This window comes from Frankia sp. R43 (genome assembly GCF_001306465.1).
In the GTDB taxonomy this organism is placed as follows: Bacteria; Actinomycetota; Actinomycetes; order Frankiales; family Frankiaceae; genus Parafrankia; species Parafrankia irregularis.
Genome location: NZ_LFCW01000005.1, coordinates 21,895 through 37,936, shown reverse-complemented (window position 1 = coordinate 37,936; position 16,042 = coordinate 21,895). Strand labels below are relative to the sequence as shown.

Below are 16,042 nucleotides of genomic sequence, written 5' to 3'. Positions count from 1 at the left end.
CCTAGCGATCTCCGCTGATTGTGATGTTGTTGGGTCAGGTGGTGCTGTCGTCCTGCGGTGGCGCCGATGCCGGGGTGGGTTCGCCGCCGGCCTCCGCGGCCGCCGTCTTGGAACCAGCGGCGTTGGAACCACTGGCGTTGGAACCACTGGCGGCGGTGGCCGACGTGCGCTTCGTACCGCTGCTACGCGGCGTCTTGCTCCCGGCCCCCGCCTTCGAGGCCGAACGGGCGGCGCCGGTGGTGCGTCGGGTGCCGGCCGACGCCGACCTGCGCCCGGCCGGCCTGGCGGCGCCGGATCCCTCGCCGTCAGTGCTGCCAGATCCGTCAGTGCTGTCAGATCCGTCAGAGCTGCCAGAGCCGTCCGGAGCGGACGTACCGGATGGTTTCGGCGGGGTGGTTCCGGCCTTCCGGGTCCTCCGCACCTTGCCGGCCCTGGGCGAGACGGCCTCCGCACCGGTTTCCACGGCCGGTGCTTCTGGAGCAGCCGGTGCGGGTGCAGCCGGTGCTTCCGGAGCGGCCGGCGCTTCTGGCTTCAGGCCGCTGGCCGTGGGCAGCGGGGTCTCGGCCGGCTTCGCGACCGAGGACGCCCCGGTGAGCGCGTTCTCCCGGCGGAACGCGTCGTAGATGTCGACGATGACCTGCTTCTGCCGCTCGGTCAGCGTGTCGTCGGCGTGCACGGCGGCGATCAGGTCCTCGCCGCCCTCCCGTTCCTCCAGAATCCCGGCCTGCACGTACAGAACCTCGGCGGAGATCCGCAGCGCCTTCGCGATCTGCTGGAGGATCTCGGCCGACGGCCGGCGCAGGCCGCGCTCGATCTGGCTCAGGTAGGGATTGCTCACGCCGGCCTGCCGGGCGAGCTGACGCAACGAGATCTGCGCTCCGCGCCGCTGCTCGCGGATGAAGTCGCCGACATCCTTCACGTGGATTGCCGCCACGGCAGTCACCCACCTCCGCAACTACGCCCTGACACCCCGGACCATACGGCCGCATGCTAGCTCTGGCAAGCGGACAGTTAGCACAACCGCCGCGTTCGGAGTGGTGTCGTCGGCGGCGAGACGCGGACGTGGCCGGCTCAGGCGGTCTCGCTCGGGTGGATGGATCGGACAAAAGGGGCAAAGGGTGACCTGGAAATTACGAAGAGTGGAGGATTCTGGTCGTCGGAACGACGAAAACCCTCCACTCTTCGGACTCGCCCGCCCAGGTCGGCCGGCAGAGCCCGCCGCAGCACCGCTGCACGCACCTGCGAAGGAAGCGCGGCTAGTTCTGCTGCTCGGCCTGGGCGAGCCAGGCCCGCTGGGTGGCCAGCGCGCTCTCGGCCTCCGCGATCTCGCGGGCCCGCCCGTTGGCCCGGGCCCGTTCCAGCTTCGCCTCGAGCTTCGTGATCGACTCGCGCAGCTTGCGCAGGAACGGTGACTCCTCGATCTCCCGCCGGTCCCAGCGGGCGTCCGAGGCCTCACGCAGCTTGTCGCCGATGGCGCTGAGCTGGCGCTCCAGGCTGTTCACAGCGTCACGCGGGACATGCCCGATGGCATCCCAACGGTCCTGGATCTCCCGGTAACGGCGCAGTGACCGCTCGACGTCCGCGGGGTCGAGCGCGGTCGCCTCGGCGAGCAGCTCCTCCTTGCTGGCCTGGTTGACCCGCAGCTCCGCGTCGCGCTCGGCGTTGACGGCGTTGCGCCGGCTGAAGAACGCGTCCTGCGCGGCGCGGAACTGGTTCCACAGCTCGTCGTCGACATCCTTCGCGGCCCGCCCGGCCGACTTCCACTCGACCATCAGCGCCCGGTAACGCGCCGTCGTCGCACCCCAGTCGCTCGAGCCCGAGATGCTGACCGCCTCGGCGATGATCGCTTCCTTGCGCTCCCGGGAGCGGGTGCGCTGGGTGTCGAGCGCGGCGAAGTGTGCGGTTCGGCGGCGGGTGAACTCGTCACGGGCCACCGCGATCCGCCGCCACAGCGCCGAGTCGGTTCGCTTGTCGACACCGGTGATCGCGCGGAAGTCCTCGCCGATGGTGCGGAAGCGCTCGCTGGTCGCCTTCCACTCGGAGCTGCGGGTGAGCTGCTCCGCCTCGGCGACCAGTTCCTCCTTCGCCGCGACGGCGGCGGCCACCCGCTGGGCACGCTGGGCCGCGAGCTCCGTGCGCCGGACGTCCGTCGCGGCCAGGACCGCGTCGAGACGGGCGGCGAGGGCGCCCACGTCACCGACCACGGCCGCCTCGGCCAGCCCGTCGCGCAGCCGCCGGGCACTGCCGGCGATGCCGGCGGGGTCGACGCCGCTGACGGTCAGCCGCCGCTCCAGCAGCACCACCTCGGCGGCCAGGTCGTCGAACCGCCGGCGGAAGTGGGCGAGCCCCTCCTCGGGACTGCCCGCGCGCCAGGAACCAACCGCCCGCTCGCCCTCGGCGGTGCGGAGGTAGACCGTGCCGTCGGACGAGACTCGGCCCCATTCGCTCTGGTCGTTGCTTACCTGGTCGCTGCCGCCGGTTCCGCCGGGACGTCCGTCCCCGTCGTGGTGGCGGGCAGCCGCATCAGGCCCGGTGCCCAGGCGTGCGCTGTCGTCGCGTCCGCCGTCGCTGCGGTCACTCATCGCGTTCCCGAAGATCGACATCAAGATGCCTGTCATTGTTGCAGGCATTCGGCCAGAAGGGGACCGTCGGCGGGCACCGGATCTGGCGCAGCGCCCGCGCGCCGTGCCGCCGGCCGCGTCGGGCCCGCCGGAGCCCGTGGTCGCGGCGAGCGCGTCGCGCGTCGCGGCACCCGTGCGGCCCGGTGGCCTGGCGGCGTTCGGGCGCCCGGCGGTGGCCTGCAACCAGGCCTGGCTGCGGGCCTGCGAGTGGACTGGCGGTGGCTCGGCGGTGGCCTGGCGGTGGCGCGGTTGCGGACTCGGCTGCGGACTTGGTTGCGGGCCGGCGGTAGGGGCCGGCGGTGGCCTGGCGGTGTGGGCGGGTGCCGCGAGCAGCGTCACGCCGGCACCGGCGCTGCCCCTGCTGCCCGCGCCTCACCAGGCTGTGGTGGGAATGACCCGGGCTGTTCATGATTTCCACACACCCCGGTGCGTGCGTGTCGCTCCGGCCGGGGCCAAGATGCATAACCGTGGCGGAGGGTACGGGAGCCGGACGGGATGGCTGGCGGGCGGCCGCACTGGTCGCGCCGGCATTTGTCGGGCTGTGCGTGTTCGTGATCGGGCCGGCACTTGTGTCCGCCTTCGTGGCCGGCACCGACAAGAAACTGACCGGTCTCGACTTCCACTGGGTCGGGACGGCGAATCTGCGGGAAGCGCTGGCAGACCCGGATCTGGGGCGCGCTGTCCGTAACACCCTCGTCTACTGCCTGCTGACGGTTATTCCGTCCGTGCTGCTCGGCCTGCTGCTGGCGCTGGCGGCGGAGCGGGTCACCCGGGGCCGCCCGCTGGTCCGCTTCGCGCTCTTTCTGCCGGCCAGCGCGAACATGGTCGCGATGGCCGTGGTCTTCAAATACATCTTCGACAGCAACCCGGACGGACTGGCGAACACCCTGGTCGGGGTCGTCGGTATCGACCCGGTGGACTGGCTGGGTGACAAGGCCACCGCATTGCCGGTGGTCGCGCTCGTCGGTGGCTGGCGCCTGACCAGCCTGGTGTTCGTGGTCTACCTCGCGGGGCTCACCGCGATTCCACGGTCCGTCCATGAGGCGGCGGATGTGGACGGGATCCGTGGGCTGGCCCGGCTGCGCCACATCACCCTGCCGCTGCTGGCTCCGACGACGGTGTTCCTGGCGGTATTCGTCACCGTGCTGACACTGCAGACATTCGAGACGGTGGCGGTGCTGACCGAAGGCGGACCGCTGGACTCCAGCACCACGATCATCTACTACATCTATGAGGTCGGTTTCAAAGGCTCCTACCGGATCGGCTACGCGTCGATGATCGCTCTCCTGCTGCTGGTGGCAGTGGTGCTTCTCGGCGCCGCGGGCGCGTTGCTGGGCCGCCGGCTCAGAACGGCCCGGGAGGACGCCGCGGCGGGCACTGACGCCGGCGCGTCGACACCGGCTGTCACCGTCCCCGCGACCTCCGGGGCGGGTTCCGCCGGCGCTGCCTCCGCGGCGGAAGGACGCCGATCGTGACGGGCCGGGATGCGGGCCCGGGCGCGAGAGCAAGGGCGAGGCCGAGGGTGAGAGCGAGGTCGAGTGTGGGTTCGGGCGCGGGCACCGGAGCGGTGGTGAGCCCGTCGTTGCGCCCGGCTCGGGTGGTGTCGACGACGGGCCGGTTCGCGTTTCTCGCGGTCGGTGTCACCGCCGCACTGCTCCCGTTCGTGTGGATGCTGCGCACGGCCCTGGGCCCACCGCAGAACGCCCTCACGTTCTCGTCCAACCCGCTGCCGTCCTCGGTCAGCTTCGACTCGTTCGAGAACGCCTGGACGGCGGCCGATCTGGGGCCTGCGCTCGTCACCGGTGTCCTGGTCAGCCTGGCGATCCTGGCGCTGCAGCTGATCACCGCGATCCCGGCGGCGTACGCGTTCGCCTGGGTGCCGTTCCGTGGCCGTTCGGTGCTCTTCGGCGTCGTGCTCGCCACCCTGCTCGTCCCACCGCAGGTCACGGCTGTCCCCAACTATGTGACGATCTCGGCGCTCGGGTTCGCCGACACCCGGGTCGGCCTGGTCCTCCCGTTCATGAGCCATGCCGCCGCGATCTTCCTGCTGCGTCAGTACATGACGACGATTCCCGCGTCGGTGCTGGAAGCGGCACGGATGGACGGGCTCGGGACCTGGCGCACCCTGCGGCTGGTCATCGTCCCGCTCTGCGCACCGGCGATCGCCACGGTCAGCGTGTTCAGCTTCCTGCTCTCGTTCAACGAGTACCTCTGGCCACTGCTGGTCGCGCGGTCGCCCGACATCGCCACCCCGCCGCTCGCGCTGGCCGGCCTCGCCACGAAGAACTCGGCGTTTCCCGACTTCGCCCAGCTCGCCGCGGGATCATTGATCATCAGCCTGCCGACGCTGCTCGTGTTCGTCGTCGCCCAGCGGCGGCTGTCGGCGGGGATCTCGGGCACGGGGCAGGCGGCATGATCACTGGTATTCGAACTCCCCGCGGTCGAACTCGCCGTGGCCGACGCGCGGTGCCGGTCGCCGTGGCGGCCCTGCTCACCCTCGCCGCCTGCGGCGGAGGCGGCTCGGCACCGCCTGATCCGGCCCGGAGCCTCGGCCCGACGGCGCGTTCCGCGACGACCGGGGTCGACGACGCGACGGGCTCGAAGGCGTCGTCACAGTGCGCCGCCGCGGTCAGAACCCTGCGGCTGTACACGATCGAGAACCTCGAGAACGTCGCCAGGTCGGGCAAGGCCGCCATGGAGAAGGCGCATCCGGGGCTCACGGTGGAGCTCGTCACATCGGCCACCAGCTACGCCGGGCTGGCCCAGCAGCTGAGCACGGACTCCGCCGCCGGCCAGCGGGCCGACGTCGCGGTCGCCGGCCTCGACCTGCTGCCGGAGTTCGCCGGGCGGCTCGGTGCGCAGGAGGTGTCGCCGCGGCTGCTGCGAGCCTCCTACGACCAGCGGCTGGTCGGGCTCGGCCAGATCGGCGGTCGCCAGATCGGGATACCCCAGCAGGTCTCGACCCTGGCGCTGGTCTACAACCTCGACGTCCTGGAGAAGGCCGGGGTTGATCCCGGCTCGCTCACGACCACCGCCGGAGTGCTCGCCGCGGCCGAGAAGATCAGGACGTCCGGGCAGGACGTCCAGCCCATCGACATCCCGACCGGCCAGCAGTTCGGGCAATGGGTGCTGAACACCCTCGCCAGCTCCAAGGGCGCGCCGATCCAGGGCGACGACGGCCGGCCCCGGCTGGACACGCCGCAGGCCCGCGAGGCGGCGCAGTTCCTCGCGAAGGCCGCCACCTACGGACCACAGTCGACCGATCCGACGAACCAGGGCCTGCTCCGCTTCGGGTACCGCAAGGAGACCGCGATGACCGTGATGACGGTCGAGTCGCTCGCCGGCGGGCTGAAGTTCATCCAGGACCAGGGGACGCGTGGCTTCCGGGCCGGTGCGGTGCCGTTCCCCACGCTGCCCGCGGGCAGGCAGGCGCCGGTGGCCCGCGGCAACGCGCTGACCGTGCTCGCCACCGACCGGTGCCAGCGGGAGATGGCGACCGAGCTGGTCGTCGCCCTGCTCGCCCCGGACGTCGTCGCGGCGAGCACCGAGTCGTTGAGCTACCTGCCCGTCGACTCCGACGCGCTGGCCCGGCTGGCGCCGTTCTACCGCCAGTACCCCCAGCTCACCGCGTTCAACGAGCTGGCACCGTCGCTGGTCGCGCCACCGTCCTGGGCCGGCGCCCGCGGCCCGGAGCTGCCGCAGGCCATCAACAACCAGGTCGTGCGCATCATGGGCGGTGCGGACATCGACCAGACCCTGGCAGCGGCCCAGGCAGAGGCGGAGAGCTTCAACCAGTGACGACACACGCGGTCATCGCCACCCCGGGCGCACAGGTCGACGCGGTCGGCATCGGCCGGGACTTCGGTTCCGTGCGCGCGCTCGCGGGCGTTGACCTGACGATCGCCGCGGGCGAGATCGTCGCCCTGCTCGGCCCGTCCGGTTCGGGCAAGTCGACCCTGCTGCGCATCCTCGCCGGCCTCGAGCAGCCGACCACCGGCGAGCTGCGCTTCGACGGCCGCAGCCAGCTCGGGGTGCCGCCGCACCAGCGGGACGTCTCGATGGTGTTCCAGCACTACGCGCTCTATCCGCACCTGTCCGCGCTGGACAATCTCGTGCTGGCGCTGCGCTACGGCCGCGGGATGTCACGCGCGGCGGCGCGGGCACGTGCCGACGAGACGCTGCGCATGCTCGGCATCGCGGAGCTGGCCCGCCGCCGGCCGGCCCAGATGTCCGGCGGCCAGCGCCAGCGGGTGGCGATCGGCCGGGCGCTGGCGACCCGGGCCCGGGTCGTCCTGCTGGACGAGCCGATGTCCGGGCTCGACGCGAAGCTGCGGGTCGAGCTCCGGGTGGAGATCGTCGACCTGCTGCGCCAGCTCGGCACCACGGCCGTCTTCGTCACCCACGACCAGGCCGAGGCGATGGCCGTCGGGGACCGGGTGGCGGTCATGAACCAGGGCGCCATCGAACAGATCGCGACGCCCGACGAGATCTACGACCTGCCGGCCACCCGTTTCGTGGCGACCTTCGTCGGCAGTCCGCCGATGAACGTGCTCGAGGGCACGTGGGCCAAGGGCCGTCTGAACGGCCCGGGCTTCTCCGTGGCGGCGCCGTCGTCCGCGGTCGCCGTCGGCGTTCGACCGGAGCACCTGCGGCTGGTCCGAGCCGGGGATTCCCCGGGGACGTCCCGGGAGGTCCCCGGCTCGTCCGCCGGCCCGGGTGCCCCGGCGGTGTCGACCGGTGAGGTGACAGGTCAGCCGGCCGGCGGTGCGGGAGGCCGGGCGGCGGGCGAAGCTGCCGGCCAGGCTGCCGGTGGTGCGGCTGGTGGTGCCGGTGATACGGCCGGTGCGGCCGGTCGGGCGGCGGACAGGGCGGCCCACGGCGCCGGTCCGGACGCGCCGGACAGCGGGTTGAGCCTGCACGGGCAGGTTGTCGTGGCGGAGCGGCTCGGCGCGGAACGGACCATGTTCGTGCGGTCCGCGGCGGGCATGCTCGGCCTGCGGGTGGATGTCAGCGTCCCGGTGGTGCCGGACGAGGTCGTGACGGTGACCGCGCCCGCCTCGGCGTTGCTGTGCTTCGGGGCCGACGGCCGCTCCCTTCCCGTTCCCGCCGCTCGGCAGCCGTCCTGACGTCGATGACGTCCTGATCCGTGGACCGGTTCGATCAGGAGGAGCAAAAGGGGCGCAAGGCCGCCTGGTAATCAGCAAGAAGTGCGGATTTGTGTCGTCCCCGCAGCCCGTCGCGGAATCGTGAGCTTCGCGTTGGCCTTGCTGGCTGGCAAGCCTTGAGGATTTTGGCTGTTGGAACGACCAAAATCCGCACTTCTTGTCGATCGTCAGGTGACCCGTGCCCCTTTTATGAGCTTTGTCGGTAATCGCCTGGCGCCGTACGGCCTCCCCGGCGGCGCGGCAGGGCGGCAGCGCGGCAGGGCGGCAGTGTGGCCGGGCGGACGTGGGGCGGCAGGCCGATGTCGACAGCCCCGAATCTGCTGTGCTCGGGACTCTGCGTCACGTCCATGGATTCCGGTGTGACCTGAATCACCACTCTGAGGACTCGTCCGGCCGGGTCGCCGCGCTCGTGCGTCCAGCCGTGCGTTTCGTGCGGTGCGAGCCCTGCGGACCTCGCCCGCGCGGCCTGCTCCGAACGTCTGGCCCGCCCCGGAGCTCCTCCGACTCGAGTTTATGTTCCGGAGTTATTGTGGAGATCACGCGTTGCTTGAAGTGCCTGTCGGCGGGCTCGGGGATGGACCTTTGCCCCTGTCGGTCGGTCCTTCGATGCGGAAGGCTTATTCCGGGCAAAGGTGGCTTTCTCGTGTCACGGCCGGCTTGGCGTGCGGCTGGCGGGAACAACTGCACCGGTTTGCTCGGCACGCCGTTCCCGGCCGGGGAACTTGGTGGTGCTGCGGGTGTGTCACCCGACTTTCTCGGGCGCATCCGATGGTGGGGCCGTCGTCGGACTTGTCCGCTGATGGGCTGCATCTCGCTTCTGCGGGACGATGCCGGGCATCGTCGCACGCGGGTTGATGCGCGAAGCGTGCAATCACAGCGCTGAAGTGGTCCGTGTGTGACCTCTCTGCGCACATCGCACTCTCCACACCCCTGGGTCACAAAGATGTCGCGACATAGCGTTGCGAGCTGGTCACGCAATCGACTGTGTCAGGGACTCAGAGGAGATGCGCCGATGCTGACGGATAACGCCCATGCCTGCACTCACCCACTGGCCTTCGTCCGCGCGCAGCGTGGGTGGTCCTACCAACGGCTTGCCCGCGTCGTCGCGCGTCGCGCCCGAGATCTCGGCGTCGCGAACATGGCCGCGGAACGCCAGAAAGTCTGGCGGTGGGAGCACCGCGGGGTCGTCCCCGACCGGGTGTCCCAGCTGGCGCTCGCGGCCGAGCTCGGCGTGCCGGCCGACCGGCTGGAATCCCACCCGTGGCCGGCCTGGCTGCCCACCGGTGACGCGGTACGCACCGAGTACCCGTGGACGTCCTCGGGCAGCGTCACCGCTCTCATGGACGTCGTCGAGGACGCGCTGACCGACCGGCGTGGCTTCCTCACGATCACCGGTACCGGTGTCGCCTCCCTGTCCGCGGAGTGGCTCGGCCTGGAACCGGCCCGGATGCAGGCGGCGCTCGCGGGCGGCCGGGTCGACGAGCAGATCGTCAACCGCATCGAGCACAACATCCCGGGCCTGCGGGTGATGGACGAGCGGCTCGGTGGCGAGAGCGTCCGCCGCCTGGTCGACGCCGAGCTCGGGGTGGTCGCCGACCTGCTCGCCCGCGGCTCCTACACCGAGGGGATCGGCCGCCATCTGCACCTGGTCGCCGCCGAGCTCGCCCGGTTCGCCGGCTGGGTCTCGTTCGACGCGGGCTTCCAGACGGCGGCACAGCGGTACTGGGTCACCGCGTTGCACGCCGCGCACGCCGCGGGGGACCGGCTGCTCGGGGCGAACGTTCTGAAGAACATGTCCCTGCAGTGCGTCGACTTCGCCCGGCCGCGGGAGGCCGTGGACCTGGCGGAGGCCGCGGTCGCGAGCGCGCGGCGGGCGCCGGGGCGGGTCGCGGCGATGCTGCAGATGCGCCGGGCACGTGCCCACGCGGCGCTCGGCGAGTCCAGCGCCTGCGCCCAGGCGCTCGCCTGCGCGGAGGCGGCGTTCCTCGAGGCACGTGCCGAGGACCCGGCCTGGTCCGCCTACTTCGACGAGGCCGAGTACCAGGCCCAGGTCGGAAGCTGCTACATCGACCTCGGCCACCTCGTGCACGCCGATCGCTGGCTGGAGCGGTCGCTGGCAATCCACTCCCACCAGCGGACCCGCGACCGTGCCACCTATCTGCTGCGGCGTTCCGCGGTCCAGATCGACCTGGGCAACCTCGACCTCGGCTGCGAGCTCGCGAAGGACGCGGTGCCGATGCTGGAGGCGACGCGCTCGAAGCGGAACAGCCGGCGGGCCGACGAGGTCCGCCGGCGGCTGCGGCGGCACTCGGCCGACCCGCTGGCCCGGGAACTGGACCAGCTGCTCGCCCGTACCGCCTGAGCAGCGACGGCGTGCCATCCTCTGCTGGCGCCCGAGCCAGTTCCGCGGCTCGGGCCGTTGGCCGGGGGTGGCGCGCCGTCGCTGCCAGCTGCCACCCGCCCGCGGCCAGCCCCCACCCGCCCGCGACCGGCGGCCCGCGCAGCCGCACCCGCAGCCGCGGCTGTGGGGTTGCTCGCGGCCGTGGTTGCCGGCGCGTGCACGGCTGCGGGCGCCGTCAGACCGCCCCTGCCGCGGAGTGGTCAGCCGTCGCTGCCCGGCCCGTGCAGTCGCCCGGCCGGGCGACTCGGCTGCTCCGGCTCGGCATCGGGGTCGATCGCCGCCGCGACCTGAGCCCCGTCCTGATCGGTCACGACGAGCGGGACGTCGAGCGCGACGGACCGCTTCACCACGGCGAGCGCGATCGGGCCCAGCTCGTGATGCATCTCGGACGAGCCGACGAACCCGACGGTCCGCCCGGCCGCGGTGACCGGGCAGCCCGGGGCGGCGACCGTGCCGTCCAGGTGCAGGAGCACCAGTCGGCGCGGCGGCCGGCCGAGGTTGTGGACCCGCGCCACGGTTTCCTGACCGCGGTAGCAGCCCTTGTCCAGGTGCACGGCGGACGCCAGCCAGCCGACCTCGTGCGGGATCGTGCGGTGGTCTGTCTCCCGGTTCAGCCGGGGCTGGCGGCTCGCGATCCGCTGGGCCTCGAACGCGCTCAGCCCGATGAGGGCGGCGCCGGCGGACGTCAGCCGGTCGGCGGTCGCGGCGAGATCGGAGCGGGCGACGAGCAGGTCCAGCCCGTGCGGCATCCGGCGAATCAGTGGAAGCCGGCCACCCGCCAGCGCATCCGGCGCACTCAGCGCATTCGACGCGCTCTGCTCATCCGGCGCGGCCTGCGTGCCCGCCGGCGCCGCGTGGCTGACCGGGTAGGGGCCTGACGTCACCACTCCCGCACTCGTGCGCGGGACGGCACCGGTGGCACCGCCGGTGCCGGTGCCGGCCAGCGGCGCCGGCAGGGCCGCCGGCCCGAACACCGCCGCCGCGACCTCGTCGGCACGCGGACCGGTCAGGGACAGCACCGCGACCTCGGCGGTGACGTCGACCGGCTCGACCCGCATCAGGAAGCGCATCGACTGCAGGAACGCCAGCAGCCGGGGGGCGGTCGTGGGCTCGACGTCGATCCAGGTGGCGGTGCCGTCGTCGGCCAGCACGAGGTGATGTTCGACGTGGCCGTGCGGCGAGAGCACCAGCGCCTCGGTGCCATGCATCGGCGCGAGCTGGGACAGGTGCTGCGAGGTGACACTGTGCAGCCAGGTCAGCCGGTCCGCGCCGGTGATCCGCACCACCTCGCGGTTGGAGCGGTCGACCAGCGCGGCCCCGGTGGCGGCAAGTCGCTGCTCCCGCAGCGGATCGCCGTAGTGCGCCGCGACGGCTGTGTCCGGCTCGGGGGCTGCGACGGCACCGGGACGCCCGAGCAGCGGGGACGAGGCCGGGGCCGGACGGAGGTCCTGGGTGTCGGTACTCATGACTCCTTCAACGCCGGCCGAGGGCCGTGCACTCCGCACACCGGCCCGCCAAGGTCAGATGGGCCATGTCGACGACGAAGCCGAGCTCCGATCGCAGCTCGCTGACGACGGCGGCCAGCCGGTCGGGCGAGATCTCCCGAATCGACCCGCAACTGCCGCACACCAGGTGCACATGGGGATCGACCCCGGTGACGTGGTAGGTCGGCGCGCCGTGCCCGAGGTGCGCGTGCGAGACGAGCTCGAGCTCCTCCAGCAGGTCGAGCGTGCGGTAGACGGTCGAGATGTTGATCGCGCTCGCCGTCTGCCGGACCTCGTGGACGATCGCCTCCGGCGTGGCATGCCCCAGCTTCGCCACGGCCTCCAGCACGAGCTGGCGCTGCGGGGTGAGCCGGTGACCGCTCGCGCGCAACCGGGTGTGCCAGTCGTCGACGTGGGCTGTCATATCTCGAGTCTAAGTCCGATCACAGCAGCGGTCGGGGCGCAGCGGTCGCGGCCCCGGGGCGCGAGCGCGATCACGGAGCGCCTCCACCGAGCGCCACCACGGAGCGCGAGAGCGGCGATCATCTCGAAAAAACAGTTTGCGGCGGCCCCCGCTGCGCGCGTAGCGTTCCCGGTACACGAGAAGGGAGGTGGTCCAAGCTTTGTATGCACATAGGACTCGTGAGGTGACTGTCCGCTAGCCGGTCTCGTGGTCCTCACCCTCTTGCCGGGTGGCCCTCGGGCACCGGCACCGGCGAGTACCAGGCAGACACCGGACCCCCGGGTGCCGTCGATCAGTCCCGACGGCCCATCCCTCCCATCCTGGGCGGGGTGGAGCACCCGGGGGTCACTGCTTTTCCGGACCGGGTGGACGCCCCGGCCGGGCGCTCCCCCCGGCCCGCCGCCCGCACGACCCACACCACCCACACCACCCACACCGTCCACCCGTGCCGCCAGCCCGCACATCTCGTGGCGTCCGGCGCACTCGCCGTGAGTGGGGGTCACTGGCCGAGGAGTGTGCCGAGCGGGCAGGATTCACCTATGCCGACGCTCGTCCTGCTCCGCCACGGCGAGAGCACCTGGAACCGCGAGAACCTGTTCACCGGCTGGGTGGACGTCGATCTGTCCGAGAAGGGCCTGCAGGAGGCGACACGGGGCGGTGAGCTGCTCCGCGAGGCCGGTGTCCTGCCGGATGTCGTCCACACCTCCCTGCTCATCCGTGCGATCCGCACCGCGTGGCTCGCCCTGGACGCGGCCGGCCGGAACTGGGTCCCGGTCCGGCGCAGCTGGCGCCTGAACGAACGGCACTACGGCGGCCTGCAGGGGCTGAACAAGGCCGAGACCCTGGAGAAGTACGGCGAGGAGCAGTTCATGCTCTGGCGCCGTTCCTACGACACGCCCCCGCCGGTCATCGAGCCCGGGCAGGTCAGCGGTGTCGACGAGCGTTACGCCGACCTGGCACCGGATGTCGTGCCGCTCACCGAATGCCTGCAGGACGTGGTCATCCGGATGCTGCCCTACTGGTACGACACGATCGTTCCCGACCTGCGCGCCGGGCGCACGGTGCTGGTCGCCGCGCACGGCAACTCGCTGCGGGCGCTGGTGAAGCACCTGGACGGGATCTCCGACGCCGACATCGCGGGTCTGAACATCCCCACCGGCATCCCGCTGCGCTATGAGCTGGACGAGGAGCTGAAGGTGGTGGATTCGGGCTACCTCGACCCGGAGGCGGCCGAGGCCGCGGCCGCCGCGGTCGCGGCGCAGGGCAAGAAGAAGTAGCACCGCACCGAAAGCGGACGCGCGGAGCTGGCCTGCCCTGCGGGGCCGGTCAGCTCATCCGTGCCGGCTGGACCAGCCGCGTTGGCCGGCCTGGGCCGGTCGGCCTGGGCCGACCGGCCGAAGCCGGTCAGGCCGTCATGTCTCCGGTGACCAGGTAGATCACTCGCCGGGCGACCGACACGGCGTGGTCCGCGTACCGCTCGTAGTAGCGCCCGCACAGGGTGATGTCGATGGCGGCTTCCATGCCGTGCGGCCAGGGCTTCTCGATGAGCACGTGGAACAGGGCGCGGTGCAGCCCGTCCATCGCGTCGTCGTCGGCCTCCAGCTCCTTCGCGAGCTCGGTGTCACGGCTGGCGATCACGGATCCGGCCTTGGCGACGATTCGCTGGGCGACCTGGCCCATCTGCAGGATCGTGGAGTGCAGCTCGGGCGGAACCGCGCGCCCCGGGTAGCGCCGGCGGGCGACCTTGGCGACGTGCAGGGCGAGGTCGCCCATCCGCTCCAGGTCGGCGACGATGCGCAGCGTGGTGACCATCGTGCGCAGGTCGGTCGCGACCGGGGCCTGGCGCGCCATCACATCGAAGGCGCGTTCCTCGATCTCGTTGCGGAGCAGGTCGACGGTCTCGTCGGCACTGATGACGTTCTCGGCGAGCTGAAGGTCAGCGTCCAGGAGAGACGTGGTGGCCCGGGCCATCGCGGACGCGACCAGGTTGGTCATCTCGATCAGTGACCGGTTGATGCTGTCCAGTTCTTCCTGGAAGACGTCCCGCACAGACGGCTCCTTACAACTAGGCGAGGTCCGGAGCACCATTCGATCACAGTTGGCCGGTGGGCCTCGGGGGGCTGACGTCCGACGATGATGCGCAGCCCTCGCCGCACGGTGAACATCGACGATAGGCCGGATGAACAGCTGGCGACCATCGGCAGTGAATCAACTCATGGCAAAGCACAAACGACCTGGCGAGGCCTAGCATTCGGCACGTGGTGGACAGGTCGGGCGTCGCGATGACTGCTGGTCACCTCTTGTTTCGCGACAGTTGTGCCCCGTGTGCCCGGGTGGGCATCCCTGATGGTGGGACCCGGCCTCGTGAAACGTTCATGTTGTGGGGTGGCGGAACGATGAAGCGGACCGACACGGCGCGGCTGACCGGCATGGCGGGGCTGGCCGGCACGACGCGGCTGACCGGCATCGCGGGCCTGACTGGCGCGGCGCGGCTGACCGGCGTGGCGGGGTCGGCCAGGTGACCGTGACCCGGCCCGACCCGGAAGACCGTCACGGCGCCGCGGCGGTGCGCGCGGGGGCGACCGGTCCGCACTCGTTGCCGGCCGCGCTGGTCCGGCAGGTGATCGCCGGGCTGCCCTCCGGGCTGGTTGTGGTGAACAACACCAATGTCGTCGTGCTGGTCAACTCGGCCGCCCGGCGGATGGGTGTCGTGGCCGGGGACCAGCTCGGCGTCCCGGACGTGGCCGATCTGGTGACGGCCTGCCGGCTCGCCGGCGCGGAACGCAACCGCCAGCTGGATCTTCCGCCGGTGCCCGAGCCGCCGCTGACCCGGGCCCGGCCCGACCAGACCGCACTCGCGGTCTGGGCCTACGCCAGGCCGCTCGGTGACAGCGGGTACGTGTCGGTTCTGCTCGACGACATCACCGACTCGCGGCGGGTGGAGGCCGTGCGGCGCGACTTCGTCGCCAACGTCAGCCATGAGCTCAAGACGCCCGTCGGGGCACTGCACCTGCTCGCCGAGGCGGTCAGCGAGGCCAGTGAGGACCCGGTCGCCGTGCGTCGCTTCGCCTCGCGGATGACGCACGAGTCCGCCCGCCTGGCCCGGCTGGTCCAGGAGATCATCGATCTGTCCCGGCTGCAGGGCGCGGAACCGATGCCGGAGCTGGCGCCGGTGCCGGTGTCGGTGGTGCTCGCGGAGGCGGTCGACCGGAACCGGTACAACGCGCAGGCCCACGAGATCTCGGTCGCGGTCATCGGCGCCGGCGGGCTCCGGGTGCGCGGCGACGAGGGGCAGCTGGTGACCGCGGTGGCGAACCTGCTCGACAACGCCATCAGCTACTCGCCGCGCGGAACACGGGTGGTGCTGGGGGTCCGGCAGGTCGGGGAAATAGTCGAGATCTCCGTCGCGGACGAGGGAATCGGTATCGCGGAAAAGGATCTGGAGCGCGTTTTCGAGCGTTTCTACCGCGCGGATCCGGCCCGTTCCAGGGCTACCGGCGGAACCGGTCTGGGACTTGCGATCGTGAAGCACATCGCGACCAACCACGGTGGGTCGGTGGGTGTTTGGAGTGCGGAGGGGCGTGGTTCGACGTTCACGCTCCGGCTACCGTCGGGGTCGGACGATCCGGCTGCGACGGACGGCCGCTCGGCCGATGACCGCTCGGCTGACGAGCGAGCGACCGATGACCGGGCGGCGGAGGACCGTACAGGGGGCGCCGTGAGCGGTGCCGTGGGTGCCGGCTCGGCACCCGGGTCACGGTGAAGTGGGGCCGCCGTGGTCCGATCGGACCGGTTCGGCGTACACGGAGCCCACAATGCTGGACACTGATCTTTTTCGGCGCGTGACCTTCGGCCGGATTCACCCGGCAGCTTTTCCGGTGCCCCCTGTTCCCGGCGCCGGAATCTGA

13 protein-coding genes are annotated in these 16,042 nt (G+C 71.7%); 8 read left to right on the top strand and 5 right to left on the bottom strand.

All coding sequences use genetic code 11. The annotated features are described in order from the left end of the window. Positions 1 to 34: 34 nt before the first annotated feature. Together ACG83_RS46820 and ACG83_RS21160 are read right to left on the bottom strand one after the other, a co-directional pair. A complete protein-coding gene (locus ACG83_RS46820) occupies positions 35 to 934 on the bottom strand; it encodes a helix-turn-helix domain-containing protein (RefSeq protein WP_054568012.1) in 900 nt (299 codons plus the stop codon). A gap of 322 nt (positions 935 to 1,256) precedes the next feature. Next, positions 1,257 to 2,603 carry a DUF349 domain-containing protein gene (locus ACG83_RS21160; protein WP_054568526.1) on the bottom strand — a complete coding sequence of 449 codons (1,347 nt, stop codon included), beginning with the start codon at positions 2,601 to 2,603 and terminating at the stop codon, positions 1,257 to 1,259. A 485-nt stretch (positions 2,604 to 3,088) separates the two neighbouring features. On the opposite strand from ACG83_RS21160, the gene ACG83_RS21155 reads away from it, so the two are divergent. The 5 genes from ACG83_RS21155 to ACG83_RS21135 all read left to right on the top strand — a co-directional run bounded on the left by ACG83_RS21155 (position 3,089) and on the right by ACG83_RS21135 (position 10,148). Continuing rightward, the gene (locus ACG83_RS21155; RefSeq protein WP_076827626.1) at positions 3,089 to 4,096 is read left to right on the top strand and encodes a carbohydrate ABC transporter permease; all 1,008 of its coding nucleotides are present in this window, start codon (positions 3,089 to 3,091) and stop codon (positions 4,094 to 4,096) included. A 65-nt stretch (positions 4,097 to 4,161) separates the two neighbouring features. After that, positions 4,162 to 5,037, top strand: coding sequence for a carbohydrate ABC transporter permease (locus ACG83_RS21150; protein WP_054568010.1), 876 nt, complete (start codon positions 4,162 to 4,164; stop codon positions 5,035 to 5,037). Next, positions 5,034 to 6,419: an extracellular solute-binding protein gene (locus ACG83_RS21145; protein WP_054568009.1), complete on the top strand. Its 1,386-nt coding sequence runs from the start codon at positions 5,034 to 5,036 to the stop codon at positions 6,417 to 6,419. Before ACG83_RS21150 ends, ACG83_RS21145 begins: the two co-directional genes overlap by 4 nt. Continuing rightward, positions 6,416 to 7,747 (top strand): ABC transporter ATP-binding protein, encoded by a 1,332-nt coding sequence (locus ACG83_RS21140; RefSeq protein WP_054568008.1) that lies wholly within the window; start codon positions 6,416 to 6,418, stop codon positions 7,745 to 7,747. The genes ACG83_RS21145 and ACG83_RS21140 overlap by 4 nt, the downstream gene beginning before the upstream one ends. 1,051 nt (positions 7,748 to 8,798) lie before the next feature. Beyond that, positions 8,799 to 10,148, top strand: coding sequence for a hypothetical protein (locus ACG83_RS21135; RefSeq protein WP_054568007.1), 1,350 nt, complete (start codon positions 8,799 to 8,801; stop codon positions 10,146 to 10,148). Positions 10,149 to 10,387: 239 nt separating this feature from the next. On the opposite strand, the gene ACG83_RS21130 is transcribed toward ACG83_RS21135, so the two are convergent. Both ACG83_RS21130 and ACG83_RS21125 read right to left on the bottom strand, forming a co-directional pair. Then, positions 10,388 to 11,653 carry a folate-binding protein YgfZ gene (locus tag ACG83_RS21130; RefSeq protein WP_054568006.1) on the bottom strand — a complete coding sequence of 422 codons (1,266 nt, stop codon included), beginning with the start codon at positions 11,651 to 11,653 and terminating at the stop codon, positions 10,388 to 10,390. A 7-nt stretch (positions 11,654 to 11,660) separates the two neighbouring features. Further along, positions 11,661 to 12,095 carry a Fur family transcriptional regulator gene (locus ACG83_RS21125; RefSeq protein WP_054568005.1) on the bottom strand — a complete coding sequence of 145 codons (435 nt, stop codon included), beginning with the start codon at positions 12,093 to 12,095 and terminating at the stop codon, positions 11,661 to 11,663. 578 nt (positions 12,096 to 12,673) lie between these two features. Here ACG83_RS21125 and ACG83_RS21120 point away from each other — a divergent pair. Then, entirely contained in the window at positions 12,674 to 13,411 is a 738-nt protein-coding gene (locus ACG83_RS21120; protein ID WP_054568004.1) for a phosphoglyceromutase, read from the top strand. Positions 13,412 to 13,538: 127 nt separating this feature from the next. On the opposite strand, the gene phoU is transcribed toward ACG83_RS21120, so the two are convergent. Next, entirely contained in the window at positions 13,539 to 14,183 is a 645-nt protein-coding gene (gene phoU / locus ACG83_RS21115; RefSeq protein ID WP_054568003.1) for a phosphate signaling complex protein PhoU, read from the bottom strand. 347 nt (positions 14,184 to 14,530) lie between these two features. On the opposite strand from phoU, the gene ACG83_RS47625 reads away from it, so the two are divergent. Further along, positions 14,531 to 14,656 (top strand): hypothetical protein, encoded by a 126-nt coding sequence (locus ACG83_RS47625; RefSeq protein ID WP_255354763.1) that lies wholly within the window; start codon positions 14,531 to 14,533, stop codon positions 14,654 to 14,656. Further along, positions 14,653 to 15,897 (top strand): cell wall metabolism sensor histidine kinase WalK, encoded by a 1,245-nt coding sequence (locus tag ACG83_RS21110; protein WP_054568002.1) that lies wholly within the window; start codon positions 14,653 to 14,655, stop codon positions 15,895 to 15,897. Before ACG83_RS47625 ends, ACG83_RS21110 begins: the two co-directional genes overlap by 4 nt. Positions 15,898 to 16,042: the final 145 nt, after the last annotated feature.